General features: G+C 70.8%; 15 protein-coding genes. 8 read left to right on the forward strand and 7 right to left on the reverse strand.

What is annotated here, in order from left to right; all coding sequences use genetic code 11:
• The first annotated feature begins 122 nt into the window (after positions 1-122).
• Complete coding sequence (locus tag ACFZDE_RS33260) at positions 123-971, forward strand: trypsin-like serine protease (RefSeq protein ID WP_391206383.1); 849 nt, start codon at positions 123-125, stop codon at positions 969-971.
• Positions 972-1,276: 305 nt separating this feature from the next.
• Here the strand turns inward: ACFZDE_RS33260 and ACFZDE_RS33265 are convergent, their stop codons facing one another.
• Positions 1,277-1,507 carry a hypothetical protein gene (locus tag ACFZDE_RS33265; protein WP_031103326.1) on the reverse strand — a complete coding sequence of 77 codons (231 nt, stop codon included), beginning with the start codon at positions 1,505-1,507 and terminating at the stop codon, positions 1,277-1,279.
• A 441-nt stretch (positions 1,508-1,948) separates the two neighbouring features.
• Between ACFZDE_RS33265 and ACFZDE_RS33270 the strand changes: the two genes are divergently transcribed.
• The 6 genes from ACFZDE_RS33270 (at position 1,949) to ACFZDE_RS33295 (ending at position 8,911) form a co-directional block, all read left to right on the forward strand.
• Positions 1,949-4,072, forward strand: a complete 2,124-nt coding sequence (locus tag ACFZDE_RS33270; RefSeq protein WP_390994755.1) for a DNA gyrase subunit B — start codon at positions 1,949-1,951, stop codon at positions 4,070-4,072.
• Between the two features lie 265 nt (positions 4,073-4,337).
• Positions 4,338-4,862, forward strand: a complete 525-nt coding sequence (locus ACFZDE_RS33275) for a DUF1453 domain-containing protein (protein WP_391206386.1) — start codon at positions 4,338-4,340, stop codon at positions 4,860-4,862.
• Positions 4,859-6,010 carry a histidine kinase gene (locus tag ACFZDE_RS33280; protein WP_391206389.1) on the forward strand — a complete coding sequence of 384 codons (1,152 nt, stop codon included), beginning with the start codon at positions 4,859-4,861 and terminating at the stop codon, positions 6,008-6,010. Before ACFZDE_RS33275 ends, ACFZDE_RS33280 begins: the two co-directional genes overlap by 4 nt.
• The gene (locus ACFZDE_RS33285) at positions 6,007-6,693 is read left to right on the forward strand and encodes a response regulator (protein WP_391206392.1); all 687 of its coding nucleotides are present in this window, start codon (positions 6,007-6,009) and stop codon (positions 6,691-6,693) included. The genes ACFZDE_RS33280 and ACFZDE_RS33285 overlap by 4 nt, the downstream gene beginning before the upstream one ends.
• Positions 6,694-6,761: 68 nt before the next feature.
• Positions 6,762-7,322, forward strand: a complete 561-nt coding sequence (locus tag ACFZDE_RS33290; RefSeq protein ID WP_391206396.1) for a DUF485 domain-containing protein — start codon at positions 6,762-6,764, stop codon at positions 7,320-7,322.
• On the forward strand, positions 7,319-8,911 hold the full coding sequence (locus ACFZDE_RS33295) for a cation acetate symporter (protein ID WP_391206399.1): 1,593 nt from the start codon (positions 7,319-7,321) through the stop codon (positions 8,909-8,911). Before ACFZDE_RS33290 ends, ACFZDE_RS33295 begins: the two co-directional genes overlap by 4 nt.
• Before the next feature lie 73 nt (positions 8,912-8,984).
• On the opposite strand, the gene ACFZDE_RS33300 is transcribed toward ACFZDE_RS33295, so the two are convergent.
• The 4 genes from ACFZDE_RS33300 to ACFZDE_RS33315 form a co-directional block, all read right to left on the reverse strand.
• Positions 8,985-9,665, reverse strand: coding sequence for a response regulator (locus tag ACFZDE_RS33300; protein ID WP_390994986.1), 681 nt, complete (start codon positions 9,663-9,665; stop codon positions 8,985-8,987).
• Positions 9,665-11,338, reverse strand: coding sequence for an ATP-binding protein (locus tag ACFZDE_RS33305; protein ID WP_391206402.1), 1,674 nt, complete (start codon positions 11,336-11,338; stop codon positions 9,665-9,667). The genes ACFZDE_RS33300 and ACFZDE_RS33305 overlap by 1 nt, the downstream gene beginning before the upstream one ends.
• A 249-nt stretch (positions 11,339-11,587) precedes the next feature.
• On the reverse strand, positions 11,588-12,532 hold the full coding sequence (locus ACFZDE_RS33310; protein ID WP_391206405.1) for a sucrase ferredoxin: 945 nt from the start codon (positions 12,530-12,532) through the stop codon (positions 11,588-11,590).
• A 53-nt stretch (positions 12,533-12,585) separates the two neighbouring features.
• Positions 12,586-13,854: a citrate/2-methylcitrate synthase gene (locus ACFZDE_RS33315; RefSeq protein ID WP_391206409.1), complete on the reverse strand. Its 1,269-nt coding sequence runs from the start codon at positions 13,852-13,854 to the stop codon at positions 12,586-12,588.
• A 110-nt stretch (positions 13,855-13,964) separates the two neighbouring features.
• Here ACFZDE_RS33315 and ACFZDE_RS33320 point away from each other — a divergent pair, with 110 nt between their 5' ends.
• A complete protein-coding gene (locus ACFZDE_RS33320) occupies positions 13,965-15,125 on the forward strand; it encodes a citrate synthase (protein ID WP_391206412.1) in 1,161 nt (386 codons plus the stop codon).
• A gap of 83 nt (positions 15,126-15,208) precedes the next feature.
• Here the strand turns inward: ACFZDE_RS33320 and ACFZDE_RS33325 are convergent, their stop codons facing one another.
• Both ACFZDE_RS33325 and ACFZDE_RS33330 read right to left on the reverse strand, forming a co-directional pair.
• Complete coding sequence (locus ACFZDE_RS33325) at positions 15,209-15,436, reverse strand: hypothetical protein (RefSeq protein WP_391206647.1); 228 nt, start codon at positions 15,434-15,436, stop codon at positions 15,209-15,211.
• A gap of 275 nt (positions 15,437-15,711) precedes the next feature.
• Positions 15,712-16,269, reverse strand: coding sequence for a DUF6082 family protein (locus tag ACFZDE_RS33330; RefSeq protein ID WP_391206415.1), 558 nt, complete (start codon positions 16,267-16,269; stop codon positions 15,712-15,714).
• Positions 16,270-16,277 lie beyond the last annotated feature (8 nt).

A 16,277-nucleotide genomic window follows, 5' to 3' on the forward strand; every position in this document is an offset into this window, starting at 1 on the left:
GGCCTGGTCCCCCGAGGGGGGGCCGGGCCTTCGTGGTGCCGTGCCGTCCTGCCGCGGGTGCGGGGTTTCGAGGGATGGATCACTCTGGGTGTCCCACGGACACCACGGAGTGAGGAGCGCGTATGCGTCGACGTCGGGCACGAGCTCTGGTCCTGCCGCTGGTCCTGGCAGTCGCGGTACCGGCCCTGGTAATGGGCTCCAGTGCCCCTGTGGCCGCCGACAGCGTGGTCATAGGCGGTTTCCCCGTCGAGGCGTCCCAGAGTCCGTGGACGGTGGCACTGTCCAGTCGTGACCGGTTCGGGGGTACGCGCGCGGGGCAGTTCTGCGGAGGCGTCGCGGTCGGTCGCTCGACCGTGCTCACGGCGGCCCACTGCCTGGACGAGGACGTCCTGGGCGGTCCGCCCGGGCGGGTACGCGACCTCAAGGTCATAGCCGGACGCACAGACCTGCTCACGGGCCGCGACGGCCAGGAGGTCACTGTGCGTGACACCTGGGTGAACCCGGCCTACGACGGTGTCAGCAATGCCGGAGATTTCGCCGTGCTCACCCTGGCGGCACCGCTTCGGGGCGACCCGGTCATCGGCATGGCGGCCGATGGTGACCCCGCGTACACGGCGGGCGAGACCGCCACGGTATACGGATGGGGCGACACCTCGGGTGCCGGTGAGTACCCCGACAGCCTGCGGGCGGCGCGTGTGCGGGTACTCCCCGACGCCCTGTGCGAGGAGGCCTACCCGGGCGGCTCCAACGGCACCTACGACGCCACGAGCATGCTGTGCGCCGGCGAGGCCGAAGGGGGCCGCGACGCCTGTCAGGGGGACAGTGGAGGGCCGCTGGTGGCCCAAGGGCGCCTGATCGGGCTCGTGTCCTGGGGGATCGGCTGCGGCCGGGCCGGCAGCCCCGGCGTGTACATGCGGGTGTCCGACATCATGCGGACACTCGGCTGGGCGCGGGCCTCAGGCGCTGCGTGAGGCGGGCTGAGTCACGGGAGTGATGCTCGGGCGGGGCCTGACACCCGGTGGCCCCAGGGGCACGGGGTAAGGGTCTCGAAGATGCCGTGATGTCTCCGGCGGAGCCCTGAAGCGACTGGGCGCCTGAGCGGCTGGGTCCCTGGACGGCTGTCCGCCTGGACCGCTGTCCGCCGGAAGCGCTGCGTGCTCGAACCACTGCGTGGCGGAACCGACTGCACACACGAGGACGGGCGGCTGCCCCTGGTTCGGGGCAACCGCCCGCTCACCGGCCTGTGCCGGGCTGGCTCGTCGTCGGACGCGAGGTCTCAGCGCTCTTCTTCGGAGGCGTTCGCGGGAGCGGACGTGAGCCGCTCCGTCTCGTCCTGTATCTCAGCGGCGATCTTCTTGAGTTCCGGCTCGAACTTGCGGCCGTGGTGGGCGCAGAAGAGCAGTTCTCCGCCGCTGAGCAGGACGACGCGCAGGTACGCCTGGGCGCCGCAGCGGTCGCAGCGATCAGCGGCCGTCAGCGGGCTCGCGGGGGTCAGAACAGTAGTCACGTCGCCTCTTCTCTAGCTCGACGAGCTGTCGTACCAGGGTCAACATCCAACCAGCCCCAAAACGTTCCCGCTCGTGGCTTTTCCTCGAAACAATCTTGCGAGGCGGCTGTCTGCTGCCGGTTGGCGGCGAATGTGCCGTATTGCGTGTCTATGTGTCTTACGGGGCTTCGCGTTGTATCGGTGGTCGGTCCTCCCGGCTGGGTTGCCGGTTGTTCATGAGGACGTGCCCGGAGCCTAAATGGTTCATGCCTGGAAGGGAACGTGATGTGTACTTCACTCCATCGAGGGATCGAACACGCATGCGAGTGTGGACTAGTGTGAGTTTCCGACGAGGGTGGCGTTACAACGGCTCTACCAGGCCTCGGTACCCTCTCACCGGTGACTGAAGCCGCGCCCTTACCCATGAGGGCCCCATCTGAAATTCAGCGAGGAGCGAACCGCGTGACCGCCGAAACGTCCGTGCCGTCCACAGCTCTGCTGGCAGGAGCAGACCGGGACGGTTCCAACTACACCGCGCGGCACCTGCTCGTCCTCGAGGGGCTCGAGGCCGTACGCAAGCGCCCGGGGATGTACATCGGGTCGACCGACAGCCGTGGCTTGATGCACTGCGTCTGGGAGATCATCGACAACTCCGTCGACGAGGCCCTGGGTGGGTACTGCGATCACATCGAGGTGATCCTCCACGACGACGGCTCGGTCGAGGTCCGGGACAACGGCCGTGGCATCCCGATCGACGTCGAGCCCAAGACCGGCCTGTCCGGTGTCGAGGTCGTCATGACCAAGCTGCACGCCGGCGGCAAGTTCGGAGGTGGCTCCTACGCCGCCTCCGGCGGTCTGCACGGCGTGGGCGCCTCCGTGGTGAACGCGCTGTCCGCCCGGCTGGACGTCGAGGTGGACCGCGGTGGCCACACGCACGCGATCAGCTTCCGGCGCGGAGTGCCCGGCGCCTTCACAGGGAACGGCGCGGAGGCCAAGTTCGAGGCCAAGAGCGGACTGCGCAAGGCCAAGAAGATCCCGAAGACCCGCACCGGTACGCGCGTGCGGTACTGGGCCGACCGCCAGATCTTCCTCAAGGACGCCAAGCTCAACCTCGACACGCTGCACCAGCGCGCCCGCCAGACCGCGTTCCTGGTGCCCGGCCTGACCATCGTCGTGCGCGACGAGTACGGTCTCGGCGACGGCGGCAGCAAGGGCGAGGAGTCCTTCCGCTTCGACGGCGGAATCAGCGAGTTCTGTGAGTACCTGGCCAGCGACAAGCCGGTGTGCGACGTCCTCCGCTTCTCCGGCCAGGGCACCTTCAAGGAGACCGTCCCGGTCCTGGACGAGCACGGTCAGATGACGCCCACCCAGGTCACCCGTGAGCTCGACGTCGATGTGGCGATGCGCTGGGGCACGGGATACGACACGACCCTGAAGTCGTTCGTGAACATCATCGCCACGCCCAAGGGCGGCACCCATGTCGCCGGCTTCGAGCAGGCCGTGGCCGCCACGATGAACGAGGTGCTCCGCGCCAAGAAGCTGCTACGCGTCGCCGAGGACGACATCGTCAAGGACGACGCGCTGGAAGGCCTGACGGCGGTCGTGACCGTGCGCCTGGCCGAGCCGCAGTTCGAGGGGCAGACCAAGGAGGTCCTCGGGACCTCGGCGGCCCGTCGCATCGTGAACACGGTGATCTCCAGGGAGCTGAAGGCGTTCCTGACGTCCACGAAGCGGGACGCCGCCCAGCAGGCCCGCGTGGTGATGGAGAAGGCCGTCGCCGCGGCCCGTACGCGCATCGCCGCCCGGCAGCACAAGGACGCACAGCGGCGCAAGACGGCCCTGGAGTCCTCCTCGCTGCCCGCCAAGCTGGCCGACTGCCGCAGCGACGACGTCGACCGCAGCGAGCTGTTCATCGTCGAGGGTGACTCCGCGCTCGGTACGGCCAAGCTCGCCCGGAACTCCGAGTTCCAGGCGTTGCTGCCGATCCGCGGCAAGATCCTCAACGTCCAGAAGTCGTCCGTGACGGACATGCTGAAGAACGCCGAGTGCGGCGCGATCATCCAGGTCATAGGAGCCGGTTCAGGCCGGACCTTCGACATCGACACCGCCCGCTACGGCAAGATCATCATGATGACCGACGCCGACGTCGATGGCTCGCACATCCGCACGCTGCTGCTGACGCTGTTCCACCGCTACATGCGGCCCATGGTCGAATCCGGCCGGGTCTTCGCGGCGGTGCCGCCGCTGCACCGCATCGAGATCGTTCAGCCGAAGAAGGGCCAGGACAAGTACGTCTACACGTACTCGGACCGCGAACTGCGCGACAAGCTCATGGAGTTCCAGAGCAAGGGCATCCGCTACAAGGACTCGATCCAGCGCTACAAGGGCCTCGGCGAGATGGACGCCGACCAGCTGGCCGAGACGACGATGGACCCGCGTCACCGCACCCTGCGCCGCATCAACCTCTCCGACCTGGAGTCCGCCGAGCAGGTCTTCGATCTGCTGATGGGCAACGACGTGGCGCCGCGCAAGGAGTTCATCTCCAACTCGGCGGCGACGCTGGACCGCTCGCGGATCGACGCGTAGCAGCGGCGGCGCCCGGGCTGTTCGCCGGGGCGGGTGGGCTTCGAGACCCCGCCCGTCTCGCGGCGCTCAGGCACTTCGAGGTGCCTGGACACCACCGCCCCGGCCGCCTCGCAGCGTCTCTCCACCCTCGGGTGGAGAGACGCACAGCCGAGGATCCACCCGTGATCCACCCCCGCTCCGATCCCGTGACCTGGAGATTTCCGTAGCGTCGAAGGCGTCGGCAGCACCCGCTGCCGGTACCCCCCTCTCGCTCACGGAGGCTGTGATGTCCGGGCTCGTCGACGCGTTGCTGATCGTGCTCGTTGCCGTCGTGGTGACAGCCCGGCAGTTCCGTGCCCGCCGGATAGACAGCGAGCGCCGCTGGTGGCTGCTCCCGGCGGTCCTGCTCGTCCTCGCGCTGCGCGAGCCCGGTCTGCTCGACGTCCACCACCACACGGCCTCGGTGCTCTTGCTAGGCGCCGAGTTGCTCGTCAGTCTGGCCACCGGAGCCGGCTGGGCCTGGACCACTCGCCTCTGGGCGGAGCCGGACGGCACGGTCTGGAGCAGCAGCAGCGCGGCGAGCCTCGCCGTCTGGGCCGTCGGAATCGGTCTGCGCGCCGGTCTCTTCGCGGTCGGTGCAGCAACCGGCGTGCACCAGGACAGCTCCGCCCTGCTGCTGGGGCTCGCCGGCACCCTGCTCGTCCGGGCCGGGATCCTCGCCTGGCGCGGGCAGTCCCTGCGCCCCGCCGTGACGCCGAGCGGGGCGTACGGTGACGGCACGGCCTGGTCCGTGGGGAGGGAACGCCTGTGAAGGGCAACGTCTGGACGCGCTGGCCCTCCCGGGAGGCGCTCAGCCGAGAGGGACTCTCACGTTCCCGGTGCGTGCTGGCCTGGACAGCGCGGACGCTGGTTCTCGGACTGCTGCTGTGGGGTGCCTTCTCCGACAGCCACGCGGGCGGCTGGAAGGCGGCGGGCGGTGCCGTGGGAGTTCTGGTGGCGGCCTTTCTCGCCTGGGCGTTCTTCCGCACCACGCTTGAGCACCGGCTGTGGCCGTCACTGGCCTCGCTCGGCCTGCTGCTGACCGTCGCTCTGGCAGCCCAGCTGTCCGGGTTCGATGTCGCCGCGCTGGTCATGTGGTGCGGCTGCGCCGTCTCCGCGCTGGAGAGGCTGCCGGCCGTGGCTGCCCTGAGCACTGCGGGAGTGGCACTCGGCGCGTACGGGGTCGCCCAGAACGACGACGTGCTGACGACCGTGGTCACCTGCATCGGCTTCATTCTGGCCGGCTACACGCTGCGCCTCGACGCCGAGGCCCGCGGCAGCGCGCAGCGGCTCCTCGCCCAGGAGCGGGCAGCGCGTGCCGCCGAGGCGGAGACGGCGGCGCTCGCGGAGCGCGCCCGCATAGCGCGGGAGATCCACGACGTGCTGGCGCACAGTCTCTCGGCCCAACTCGTGCACCTGGAGGCGGCTCGGCTGCTGATCGAGAGGGGCGGCGAGCGGGAGCGGATCCACGAACGCGTGGTCGCGGCGCGGGAGATGGCGCGAGGCGGCCTTGCCGAGACCCGGCAGGCACTCTCCGCCCTGCGCGGAGAGCACACCCCTCTGGAGGACTTCCTGAACGAGCTGGTCAGCACGGCCGCAGGCGCCGAGATCACCGTCACGGGTGAACGCAGGCCCTTGCCGACCGAGGCGTCCCAGGCCGTGCGCAGAGCGGCACAGGAGGCACTGACGAACGTCCGCAAGCACGCCCCGGGCGCCAAGGTGCACCTCAGGCTCGACTACCGACCCCACGAAGTGACCCTGGACGTACGGGACTCGGGAGGATCGCCGGGCGAACTGACCGGGACGGGCGCCGGATACGGTCTGCTGGGCATGCGGGAGCGGGCCGAGTTGCTGGGCGGCTCCCTTGAGGCCGGGCCGGGCGAGGAGGGGTTCGTGGTGACGCTGAAGGTGCCGGTATGACACAGGAGACCGCCGAGCCGAAGACCGCTCGCGTCGTGGTCGCCGACGACCAGACCGTGGTGCGGGAGGGCATCGTGATGCTGCTCGGTCTGCTGCCCGGGATCGAGGTCGTGGGTGCAGCGGGGGACGGGGAGGAGGCAGTGGCGCTCGTCGAGGACCTCACCCCGGACGTGGTGCTGATGGACCTGCGAATGCCGCGCTGCGACGGTGTGGAGGCGACCCGCAGGATCCGCTCGGAGTACCCCGGGACACAGGTCGTGGTGCTCACGACGTTCGCGGACGACGAGTCGCTGTTCCCGGCGCTGGAGGCGGGGGCCCGCGGCTATCTCACCAAGGACGCGGGCGGGGACGAGATCGTGCGGGCCGTGCACAGCGTGCTGAAGGGAGACGCGGGCCTCTCACCGGGCATCCAGAGACGCCTGCTGGAGCGCCTCGCGAGGGCCGAGCGCGGACCGATCGCACCGCCCGAGCCGCCCGACGGGCTCACCGCCCGGGAGATGGAGGTGCTGCTCCTCATCGCGGAGGGGCTCAGCAACCCGGAGATCGCCCGGAGGCTGCATGTCTCCACGGCGACCGTGAAGACCCACATCAACAACCTGTTCACCAAGACCGGGCTCAAGGATCGTGCGCAGGCGGTGCGTTACGCCTACGCGAAGAGACTCGTGCGGCCACCAGCGGGTTAGTCACCTGAAGGGGTGAAGACCGAGGGGAAGAAGAGTCGGGGATCTTCCCGTTCTGTCCATCCTTGGGCATGCAGCGAAGCAAGGGCCGTCCCCGTGGCGGCGGGGCCGGCCAGGAGAGTTGGGCCGAGCCTCTCGACGGTCATGACCCGGTCCCGTCCGCGGAGGCCGGACAGCTCAGGTACGACGATCCCTGGTACGACGCCCTCGCCTCGGGGTGGGGAGAGTCGGCCGGTGACGGGGCGTACGGACCCGCGGTGGTCCCGTCGGCACGGACGACGAGCGGTGCGGGGGCCGCCGCGGCCGAGGTGTATCTGGAAGTGCAGCGCAGTGCGGCCTTCCAGGAGGTGCGGCGGCGGTACCGGAGGTTCGTGGTGCCGGCCTTCGTGGCCTTCTTCGCCTGGTACGTGGGTTACGTGGTGGCCGCCACGACGGTGCCGGATGTGATGGCGCGGCCCGTGGCGGGGGCGGTGAACGTGGCGATGGTGGCGGGGCTCGGGCAGTTCCTGTCCACGTTCCTGCTCACCTGGGCGTACGCGCGGCACGCGCGACTGCGCCGGGACCGGGCCGCGCTCGAACTGCGATGGGACACACAGGAACTGACGCGTGGCATGAACGGGGGTACGTCGTGACGGGGGAACACCAGACGCTGGCACTGCTGCTCTTCAGCGCGTTCGTCGCGGTCACGCTGGGGATCACCACGTGGGTCAGCCGCAACCGGCGGGGCTCGGCGGAGGAGTTCTACGCGGGCGGGCGGCTGTTCTCACCCATGGAGAATGGTTTTGCCATCGCGGGCGACTACATGTCGGCCGCCTCCTTCCTCGGGGTCACCGGGCTCATCGCCCTGTTCGGTTACGACGGGCTGCTGTATGTCGTCGGTTTCCTCGTGGCGTGGCTGGTGGTGCTGTTCCTGGTCGCCGAACTGGTCCGCAACTGCGGCCGGTTCACACTGGCCGATGTCGTGGCGGCGCGGATGAGGGAGCGGCCGGTACGCATCGCGGCGGGAACCTCCTCCGTCACGGTGTCCGTGCTGTATCTGGTGGCGCAGATGGTCGGCGCGGGCAGCCTGGTGGCGCTGCTGCTCGGGGGTACGAGCGACGCGGCGCGGGACTGGACCGTAGTCGGCGTGGGCGCGCTCATGGTGATCTACGTGTCCCTGGGCGGGATGCGGGCGACCACGTGGATCCAGATCGTCAAGGCCGTTCTGCTGCTCGGCGGCACCATCGTGCTGACGGTGCTCGTCCTGGTGCGTTTCCACGGTGATGTGGACGGGTTGCTGCTCACGGCGGCGGAGCGCAGCGGGCACGGCGAGGCGTTTCTGGCGCCGGGGCTGAAGTACGGCGGGGACTGGACGGCCCGCTTCGACTTCATCAGTCTGGGGCTGGCCCTGGTGCTGGGGACGGCGGGGCTGCCGCACATCCTGTCCCGCTTCTACACGGTGCCCACCGCGCGGGCCGCCCGCCGCTCGGTCGTCTGGGCCGTCGGTCTCATCGGCGGCTTCTACCTGATGACCATCGTGCTCGGGTTCGGTGCGGCCGCCATCCTGGGGCCGGACGCGGTACGCGGGTCGAACGCGGCCGGGAACACCGCGGTTCCGCTGCTGGCGCTCGATCTGGGCGGGGGTGCGGGTTCCACCGGGGGGACGGTTCTGTTCGCGATCGTCGCCGCGGTCGCCTTCGCCACGATTCTCGCCGTGGTCGCGGGGATCACGCTCGCGTCCTCGGCGTCCGTGGCCCACGACCTGTATGCCTCCCTGCGGCGCCGGGGCGGGAAGCCGCGCAGCGAGGTGGCCGTGGCCCGTGTCGCGGCCGTTGGTGTCGGTGTGCTGGCGATCGCTCTCGGTCTGCTGGCGCGGGATCTCAACGTGGCGTTCCTGGTCGGCCTGGCCTTCGCGGTCGCCGCGTCGGCGAACCTGCCGGTCCTGCTCTACTCCCTGTTCTGGCGCGGCTTCACCACCCGGGGCGCCGTGTGGGCCGTGTACGGCGGTCTGGTCCCGGCGGTGGTGCTCGTGGTGCTGTCCCCGGTGGTCTCGGGAAGCCCGGACTCGCTTTTCCCGGGCGCCGACTTCCAGTGCTTCCCGCTGCAGAACCCGGGTCTGGTCTCGATCCCTCTCGGCTTCCTCGCGGGCTGGCTGGGCACGGTCACCTCGGCGGAGGTCCCGGACGAGGCCCGGCACGCGGAGACCGAGGTGCGCTCGCTGACGGGTGCCGGAGCGGCGTAGGGGCGGGTGACTTCAGTGTCATGACAGGAGGGCGCTCGGCACCCGTTGGTGGGGGAGCCGGCCGGCTGTCGCGCTAGCTGCGGGTCGCCCATACGTAACGGTGTTCCGGGCGGCCCGCGTCACCGTACTTGAGGGTGAGTCTGGCCCGTCCCGTGCGCTCCAGGAGCTTCAGGTAGCGCTGGGCGGTCTGGCGGCTCACTCCGGTCCGCTCGGCGATCTCCTGGGCGGACAGGGGCCCGCCCGCGTTCATCAGGGACTGGCGGACCAGTTCGGCGGTGGTGGGCGAGTGGCCCTTGGGCAGGTCGGGTTCCGACGGGGCCGAGAGCGCCCCGAAGATGCGGTCCACTTCGGCCTGCTCGGCCTCTCCACCGCCGTCGAGGGTGCGGCGCAGCTCGGCGTAGGCATCCAGCTTGGCGCGCAGGCCGGCGAAGGCGAACGGCTTGACCAGGTACTGCAGCGCGCCGTGCCGCATCGCGGCCTGCACGGTGGAGACGTCCCGGGCTGCGGTGACCATGATCACGTCGGTCTGGTCGCCGCGTCGCCGCATCTCCTGGACGACCGCGAGGCCCGTCGCGTCCGGGAGGTAGTGGTCCAGGAGAACCAGGTCGAGCCGGGGCAGCGTCTCCAGCCGGTGGAGTGCTTCCGCGGCGCTGTGGGCCACGCCGGCGACATGGAAGCCCGGCACCTTCTCGACGTAGGCGGCGTTGACCCGCGCGACCCTCATGTCGTCGTCCACGACCAGGACCTCGATCATCACGACTTCTCCTCGGTGGTCTGCGGAGCTGACGGCGCGGTCAGGACGGCCGGCTCCGGGCCCGGCTCGGCCAGCGCCTCGGGCAGGACGACGGTGAACTCCGCGCCCCCGCCGTGCGCCTCCCCGACGGTCGCACTGCCACCCTGCCGTTCGGCGAGCCTGCGCACCAGGGAGAGCCCGATACCCCGCTCGCGGTGAGACGGCGGCTTCTTCGTCGACCATCCCGTGGTGAAGATCAACTCCCGGTGCTCCGGCGGGATCCCGGGCCCCGTGTCGCGCACCCTGAGGACGGCCGTACGCCCCTCGGCGAGCAGTTCGACCTCCACGCGCGCGTGCGGCGTGCCGGCGACGGCGTCGAGGGCGTTGTCCACCAGGTTCCCGACGACGGTGACGAGTCCCTGCGGGTCGACCAGCCGGTCGGGCAGCCTGGTCCGGTCCGACACCCACAGGGTGACGCCCCGTTCGGCCGCGACGGTCGCTTTGCCGACCAGCAGGGCGGCGAGGAGCGGGTCCTCGATCCGCTCCGTGACCTGTTCCGCGGTGGCCCGGTGGTCACCGACCACCTCGCCGACGAACTCGACGGCGTCGTCGTACATCTCCAGTTCGAGCAGCCCCAGAAGCGTGTGCATACGGTTGGCGTGCTCGTGGTCCTGGGCGCGCAGGGCGTCGATCAGACCGTGCGTGGAGTCCAGTTCGCGGCCCAGCTGCTCCAGCTCGGTGCGATCGCGCAGGGTGGCCACGGCGCCGCCGTCGTCGGTGGGCATGCGGTTGGCGACCAGCACCCGCTGCCCGCGCACGGTGAGCAGATCCGTCCCGGTCACCCGTCCGGCCAGCACATCGGCCGTACGGCCCGCGCCGAGCGCCTCGTCGGGGGAGCGGCCCACCACCGACTCCCCGATGCCCAGCAGGCGCTGTGCCTCGTCGTTCACGAGGCGGATGCGGCCGGTGCGGTCCAGGGCGACGACCCCCTCCCGGATGCCGTGCAGCATCGCCTCGCGTTCGGACAGCAGCGCCGCGATGTCCGAGAAGGCCAGGTCCCTCGTCTGCCGCTGGACCCGCCGCGAGATGACCCACGCGGCCAGCGCCCCCACGGCCAGGGCGCCCCCGGCGTACGCGAGCAGCCCCGGGATCGCGTGGATCAGACGGGCCCGGACGCTGTCGTAGGCGATGCCGACCGAGACCGCGCCGACGACGGTGCCGTCGCTGTCGCGCAGCGGCACCTTGCCCCGGGCGGAGCGGCCCAGGGTGCCGCTGTCGATCTCCATGACCTCCTTGCCGGCCAGGGCCTGGCCGGGGTCGGTGGAGACGATGCCGCCGATCTGCTTCGGGTCCGTGTGCGACCAGCGCACGCCCCGCCAGTCCATCACCACGACGTACTCGGCCTGGGTGGCCTTGCGGATCCGCTCCGCCTCCCGCTGCACCGGACCGTTCGGCGACGGCGGCGTCTGCCGCACCTCTCGTGCGAGCCCCGGCTGCTGCGCGGTCGTCTGCGCGATCGCGAGCGCGCGGCGCATCGCCTGGTCGTCCAGCTGGTTGCCGAGGGGCGCGAGGAACAGCCCGGTCGCGAGCACCGCGACTCCCGCGGCGATAGCCACCTGCATCAGCAGCACCTGCGAGAACACCCGCCGCGGCAGGCCGAGGCGCAGGCGGCGTGCGGGGGGAGTGGGGCTCATACCCAAGACGGTACGTGCGGCCGGCTGCCTGCCCTAGACGGGTGTGGCGTGGATCTCTCGAGCAATGTGAGCGAAATTCCAAGGGGCGCGAAATGCAAGGTGAGCGCAGTCCAAGGTGAGGGCGTCGGGGAGGCGGCACCGCCACGAGATCCGGAACCCTCCGGACGGGAGCGCCCCGTCGCCACGAGATCCGGGACACTTCGGAAAGGAGCGCCACGCCGCCGACACCGTTCAGGGCGAGCCGCACCGTCAGCCGGCCAGCGCCGTCGCCATCCTCACCCCGTGCACCGCCACCACGTTCATCCGCGCCGGCGAACCGAGGACCGATGCCCCGCAGCTCTCCGGGCGGGCCGGCAGCGCCGCGCTCTGGGCCACGTCGACCTGCCAGCGGCGTCCGTCGGTGTGGGCGACGGTCACCTCCCAGCGCGGGGCCGAACCGACCGTCCGGACGACGCTCAGCGCCTGCGCGGTGTACTCGCCCGTCCTGGTGCGCACGGCGAGCTCGGCGGCCTGACCGGGCCGTTCCCAGGCGGAGCTGCCCCGGCACCCCTCCACGACGATCCGCCCCTCCCGGGCGCCGTGCAGGACCTCCTTGAGGGAGTGGGCCTCTGCCCGGCCGTACGCGTATCCGTACGGCAGCACGAGCACCGTGGGGGAGAAGCGGTGACCACCCAGATGGGTGACCTCCCAGACGCCCTCGACCCCGGACGACGCCAGCTCGGCCGCGAGGGGCCTGCCGAGGAGTGCGCAGCAGCGGTCGCGCTTGCCGTTGGTGCAGACGAGGGCGAGCGGGTCGCCGTCGTGGGGCCGGCCGCCGAGCAGGGCGTCGAACGTGCGGTGGTCGCCCCGGCCGAGTGCGGCGAAGTCGAGGCCGAGCAGCTGTCCCGGGTCGGAGGTCGAGGCGCTGTGCAGCCACACGTTCCCCGGGACGACGTGTGCGACGTACACGCGGCGTGTGGCGGGCATGCGGCGGTCCGCGTGGCGTCCGGGGCGGCGGATGAGCGCGATCCGAACGCCGGTGTCCTGGGCGGCGGCCTCCAGGGCACGTCCCAGGGCGGGGTCCAGGTGGCTCGAAGTGAGCGCCTTGGCACCCCACGGACCGGGCTGTTCGATCAACAGCCAGGTCCTCGCGGTGGCCGCGGTTCCCGAAACAGGCTCGTCGAAGTCCCGGGAGACGCTTGAGCACGTACTCACAGAGGTGAGCCTAACCTGACTTCGGCCGCCGCGAATTTCGGCCCCGCCCCGCGCTACTCCGGCAGTGGCTGCGGAGGCCTCGGACCTGCGTAGAGACCACTCGGGCGCATCCGCAGGGGGCGTTCGCCGTACTCCTCAAGGGCGTGGGCGATCCAGCCCGCCGTGCGCGCCACGGCGAAGATCGTCTCGCCCGCGGTCGGCGCCATGCCGCAGGTCACCGTCAGCACGGCGAGCGCCAGGTCCACGTTGGCGTGCAGCGGGGCGTGCCGGGCGGTGGTCTCGACGATGTCGCGGGCCGCGAGCAGAGCGGACTCCGCCCGCGGGATGCGCTCCAGGAGGGCGAACAGGGCACGCGCGCGTGGATCCTCGCCGGGGTAGAGCCGGTGGCCGAGGCCCGGGACGCGCCGGCCCGCGCGCAGCTCGTCCGCGATCACGGGGGCCGCGTCGCCCTGTTCGAGTACGTCCTGCAGCAGCCGGTGGGCGAGCCCGCTGGCCGCGCCGTGCAGCGGGCCCTCGATCACGCCCAGCCCGGCGGAGACCGCCGCGTAGGGGTGGGCACGGGCCGAGGCGGCGACGCGCACGGCGAGGGTGGAGGCGGCCAGGTCGTGGTCGACGAGGAGGGCGAGCGCGGCGTCCAGGGCGCGCAGGGACGCCTCGTCGGGGTCCTTGCGCATCGAGAGCCTGGTCCACAGACGGTGGGCCAGGGGGCCCTCGTCACGGCGGTCGTGTCCCCTCGGCGGCAGGGCGGCGACGAGTGTGGGGATGAGGGTGCGCGCGGTGCCGAGCACGGCGTCCTCGGACAGGTCGAACCGCAGCGGGTCGGCTGTCGCGGCGGCGACCGTCGCCACCCGCAGCAGGTCGGCGGGCGCGGTGTGCTCGGGCAGCGCCTCGACGGCGCGGCGGGCGACGGACACGGAGCCGGGCGGCGCGGTGAACGTGATGCCCGGGACCATCCGGCCCGTCCAGAGCCACTCGGCGACCTCCTCGTAGGTGTGCCGGGTGGCCAGGTCGACCGCGTCGACGCCGCGGAAGAAGAAGCGGTCGCTCTCGATGAGCGTGAGGCGGGTACGGACGGACAGCTCGCCCCCGGCATTTCCCCCGCCGGAACCGCCCGAGCCGTCCCGCCGGTTGCGCCGCGCGAGCGCCTCGACTTCCCCGGCGTCGAAGGTGCTGCCCCGCCCGCCGCTCACCCGTCGGCTGGTGAGCTGCCCGCGGCTCACGTACGCGTACACGGTCTCCGGCTTCACACCGAGCAGCTCGGCGGCCTCCCGGGTGCTCAACCGCCGTTCCGCGTCGAAGGGGGCGGGCTCTTGATCGCGCATGGGGGTCACCGTATCCGTCTGCTGGTCCATTGACCGATGTATTGATTCAATCAATATTGACAGACATTGAGTCAATCATGGACAGTCGAATCAAGTCCAGGGAGGAAGTTATGTCCGTGAACAGGTCAGCAGCCACTCTTCTCGAAGTGCCTCGGGGGCTCGCCGGTGTGGTCGTCACCGACACCCGCATCGGTGACGTCCGGGGTCTGGAGGGCTTCTATCACTACCGGCAGTACTCGGCCGTCGACCTCGCGCGGACCCGCAGCTTCGAGGACGTCTGGCATCTCCTCGTCCACGGCGAACTGCCGGACCCGGCGCGCGGTGCGGCCTTCGCGGCCGAGACCGCCGCGCTGCGACGGCTGCCCGACGAGGTGCGGGCGGCGCTGCCGGCCGTCGCCGCGGCCGGCGGGCGTTCCGGTCCGCTCGCCGGGATGCGGACGGCCCTTTCGCTGCTGGGGGCGGCGAAGGGGTTCCGGCCCGTGTACGACATCGACGCGGACCGGCGTCGGCAGGACACGATCGAGGCGGCCGCGGCGGTGCCCACGCTGCTCGCCGCGCTGCACCGGCTGGGCGAGGGGCGGGATCCGGTGGAGCCGCGCGAGGACCTGTCCTATGCGGCGAACTACCTGTACATGTTGACCGGTTCGGAGCCCTCCGAACCGCGTGCGCGGGCGATCGAGCAGTACTTGATCTCCACCATTGATCACGGATTCAATGCGTCAACCTTCACGGCCCGGGTCATCGCGTCGACGGGTGCGGACGTGGCGGCGTGCCTCGCCGGGGCGGTGGCGGCGCTGTCGGGGCCGCTGCACGGGGGTGCGCCCAGTCGCGCGCTGGACACCCTGGACGCGATCGGGACGCCGGACCGTATCGACGCGTGGGTGCGTCAGCGAGTGCTCGCCGGTGAGCGCATCATGGGCTTCGGGCACGCGATCTACCGCACGGAGGACCCGCGCTCCCGGATGCTGCGCGAGGTCGCCCAGGGGTTCGGCGGGCCGCGGGTGGACTTCGCCGTCGAGGTCGAGCGTCACATCGAGGCGATACTGGCGGAGCTGAAGCCGGGCCGGGAACTCCACACCAACGTCGAGTACTACGCGGGCGTGGTCATGGAACTGTGCGGTCTACCGCGCGAGATGTTCACCCCGACCTTCGCTGCCGGGCGCGTGGTGGGTTGGAGCGCCAACATCCTGGAACAGGCGGAGGACACGAAGATCATCCGGCCGGTGGCCCGGTATGTGGGACCGGAGGCTCCGGCGCCGTTGCCTGCCTGACCGAGGAGGCCGGCGGGGCATGAAGGCCCGGCACCGGAAAGGTGCCGGGCCTTCATGCCGGATCCCGTCGGTGACCGACCGGATCAGGCGTCGGGGATGTCCACCTTGGCGTCGATCAGGGTTCTGCGTGAGACCACGACGATGCGCTCGTAGTCCGCCCTGGACGCGTCGGCGGGGAGCTTCCCGTCCAGCTCTTCGGTGAGGTCCGTGCCGATCACAGCGAACCTGCCGTCGGACAGCTCGAAGATATCGGGGCAGTTGGCACCAGTTGCACTGCCCCGCGCGCTGGGAGGGGTGCCAATCCGACGGATGATGTGGCTCACTGTTCTTGCGTTCCTTTTGATCTCGAGGCGTGGTGCGCACTGCGCCTGCGGTGCGATGCGGCCCTGTGGGGCCGCGGCCTCGACAACCGGGCGGCGTGGAGCGGCGGTTCGGCGGTGGTCGACCCGGTTCGCGGGATGCGCAGTAGTCAACCTTGTTGGCACCTGGGCAAACGCGCCGCTTTATGGGTTCGTTACCGCCCAGCCGTGTGATCCGTTCCGGAGGGTGACGCGTGAGGTGCGGAGCTTACGGCCGGAGCCCCGATCTACTCGACCGGCGGGTCCCCGACCACCCACCACTCGTCGATGTCCGCCTCCTCCAGCTGCACGAGCAGATCGTCGACCATGCGGCCCAGACCGGCCTCGTCGGAGGTGTCGATGAGGGTCGCCCGATGCGGGCGGGTGGCGTACCAGTACTCCCTGAAGAGGGGGTTCTGCAGCATGCTCCGGGCGAACCCGAAGAACTCCTCTCTCGTCACGTTGCCCATGCGGTAGTAGCACAGGGCGTTGGTGTACAGGGCGTTGGCGAAGAGGAACTGGCGCTGCTTCCTCGGGGAGACGGTTCCGTCGTAGGCGTCGAGGACCTCGGCCAGTTCCGGGTCGTCCATCGCCTTGCTCAGCAACTCCCAGTGCAGACGCTGCTGGTGTGCGAAGTTGGTCCGGCGCTGTGACTGCGCGGCCTCCTCCAGGTGTTCGATCCTGGCGCGCAACGCGTGGAACGCGGGCCACTGCAGGGCCAGGGCGACGGCGGCACCCGCCGCCAGGCCCATCCCTGCCGAGGCGGTGGCCTTCAGCCCTCGGAACCCAAATTTCTGTGTGGTCATGTCAACCC

The sequence above is a fragment of the Streptomyces sp. NPDC007929 genome, assembly GCF_042959065.1.
In the GTDB taxonomy this organism is placed as follows: Bacteria; Actinomycetota; Actinomycetes; order Streptomycetales; family Streptomycetaceae; genus Streptomyces.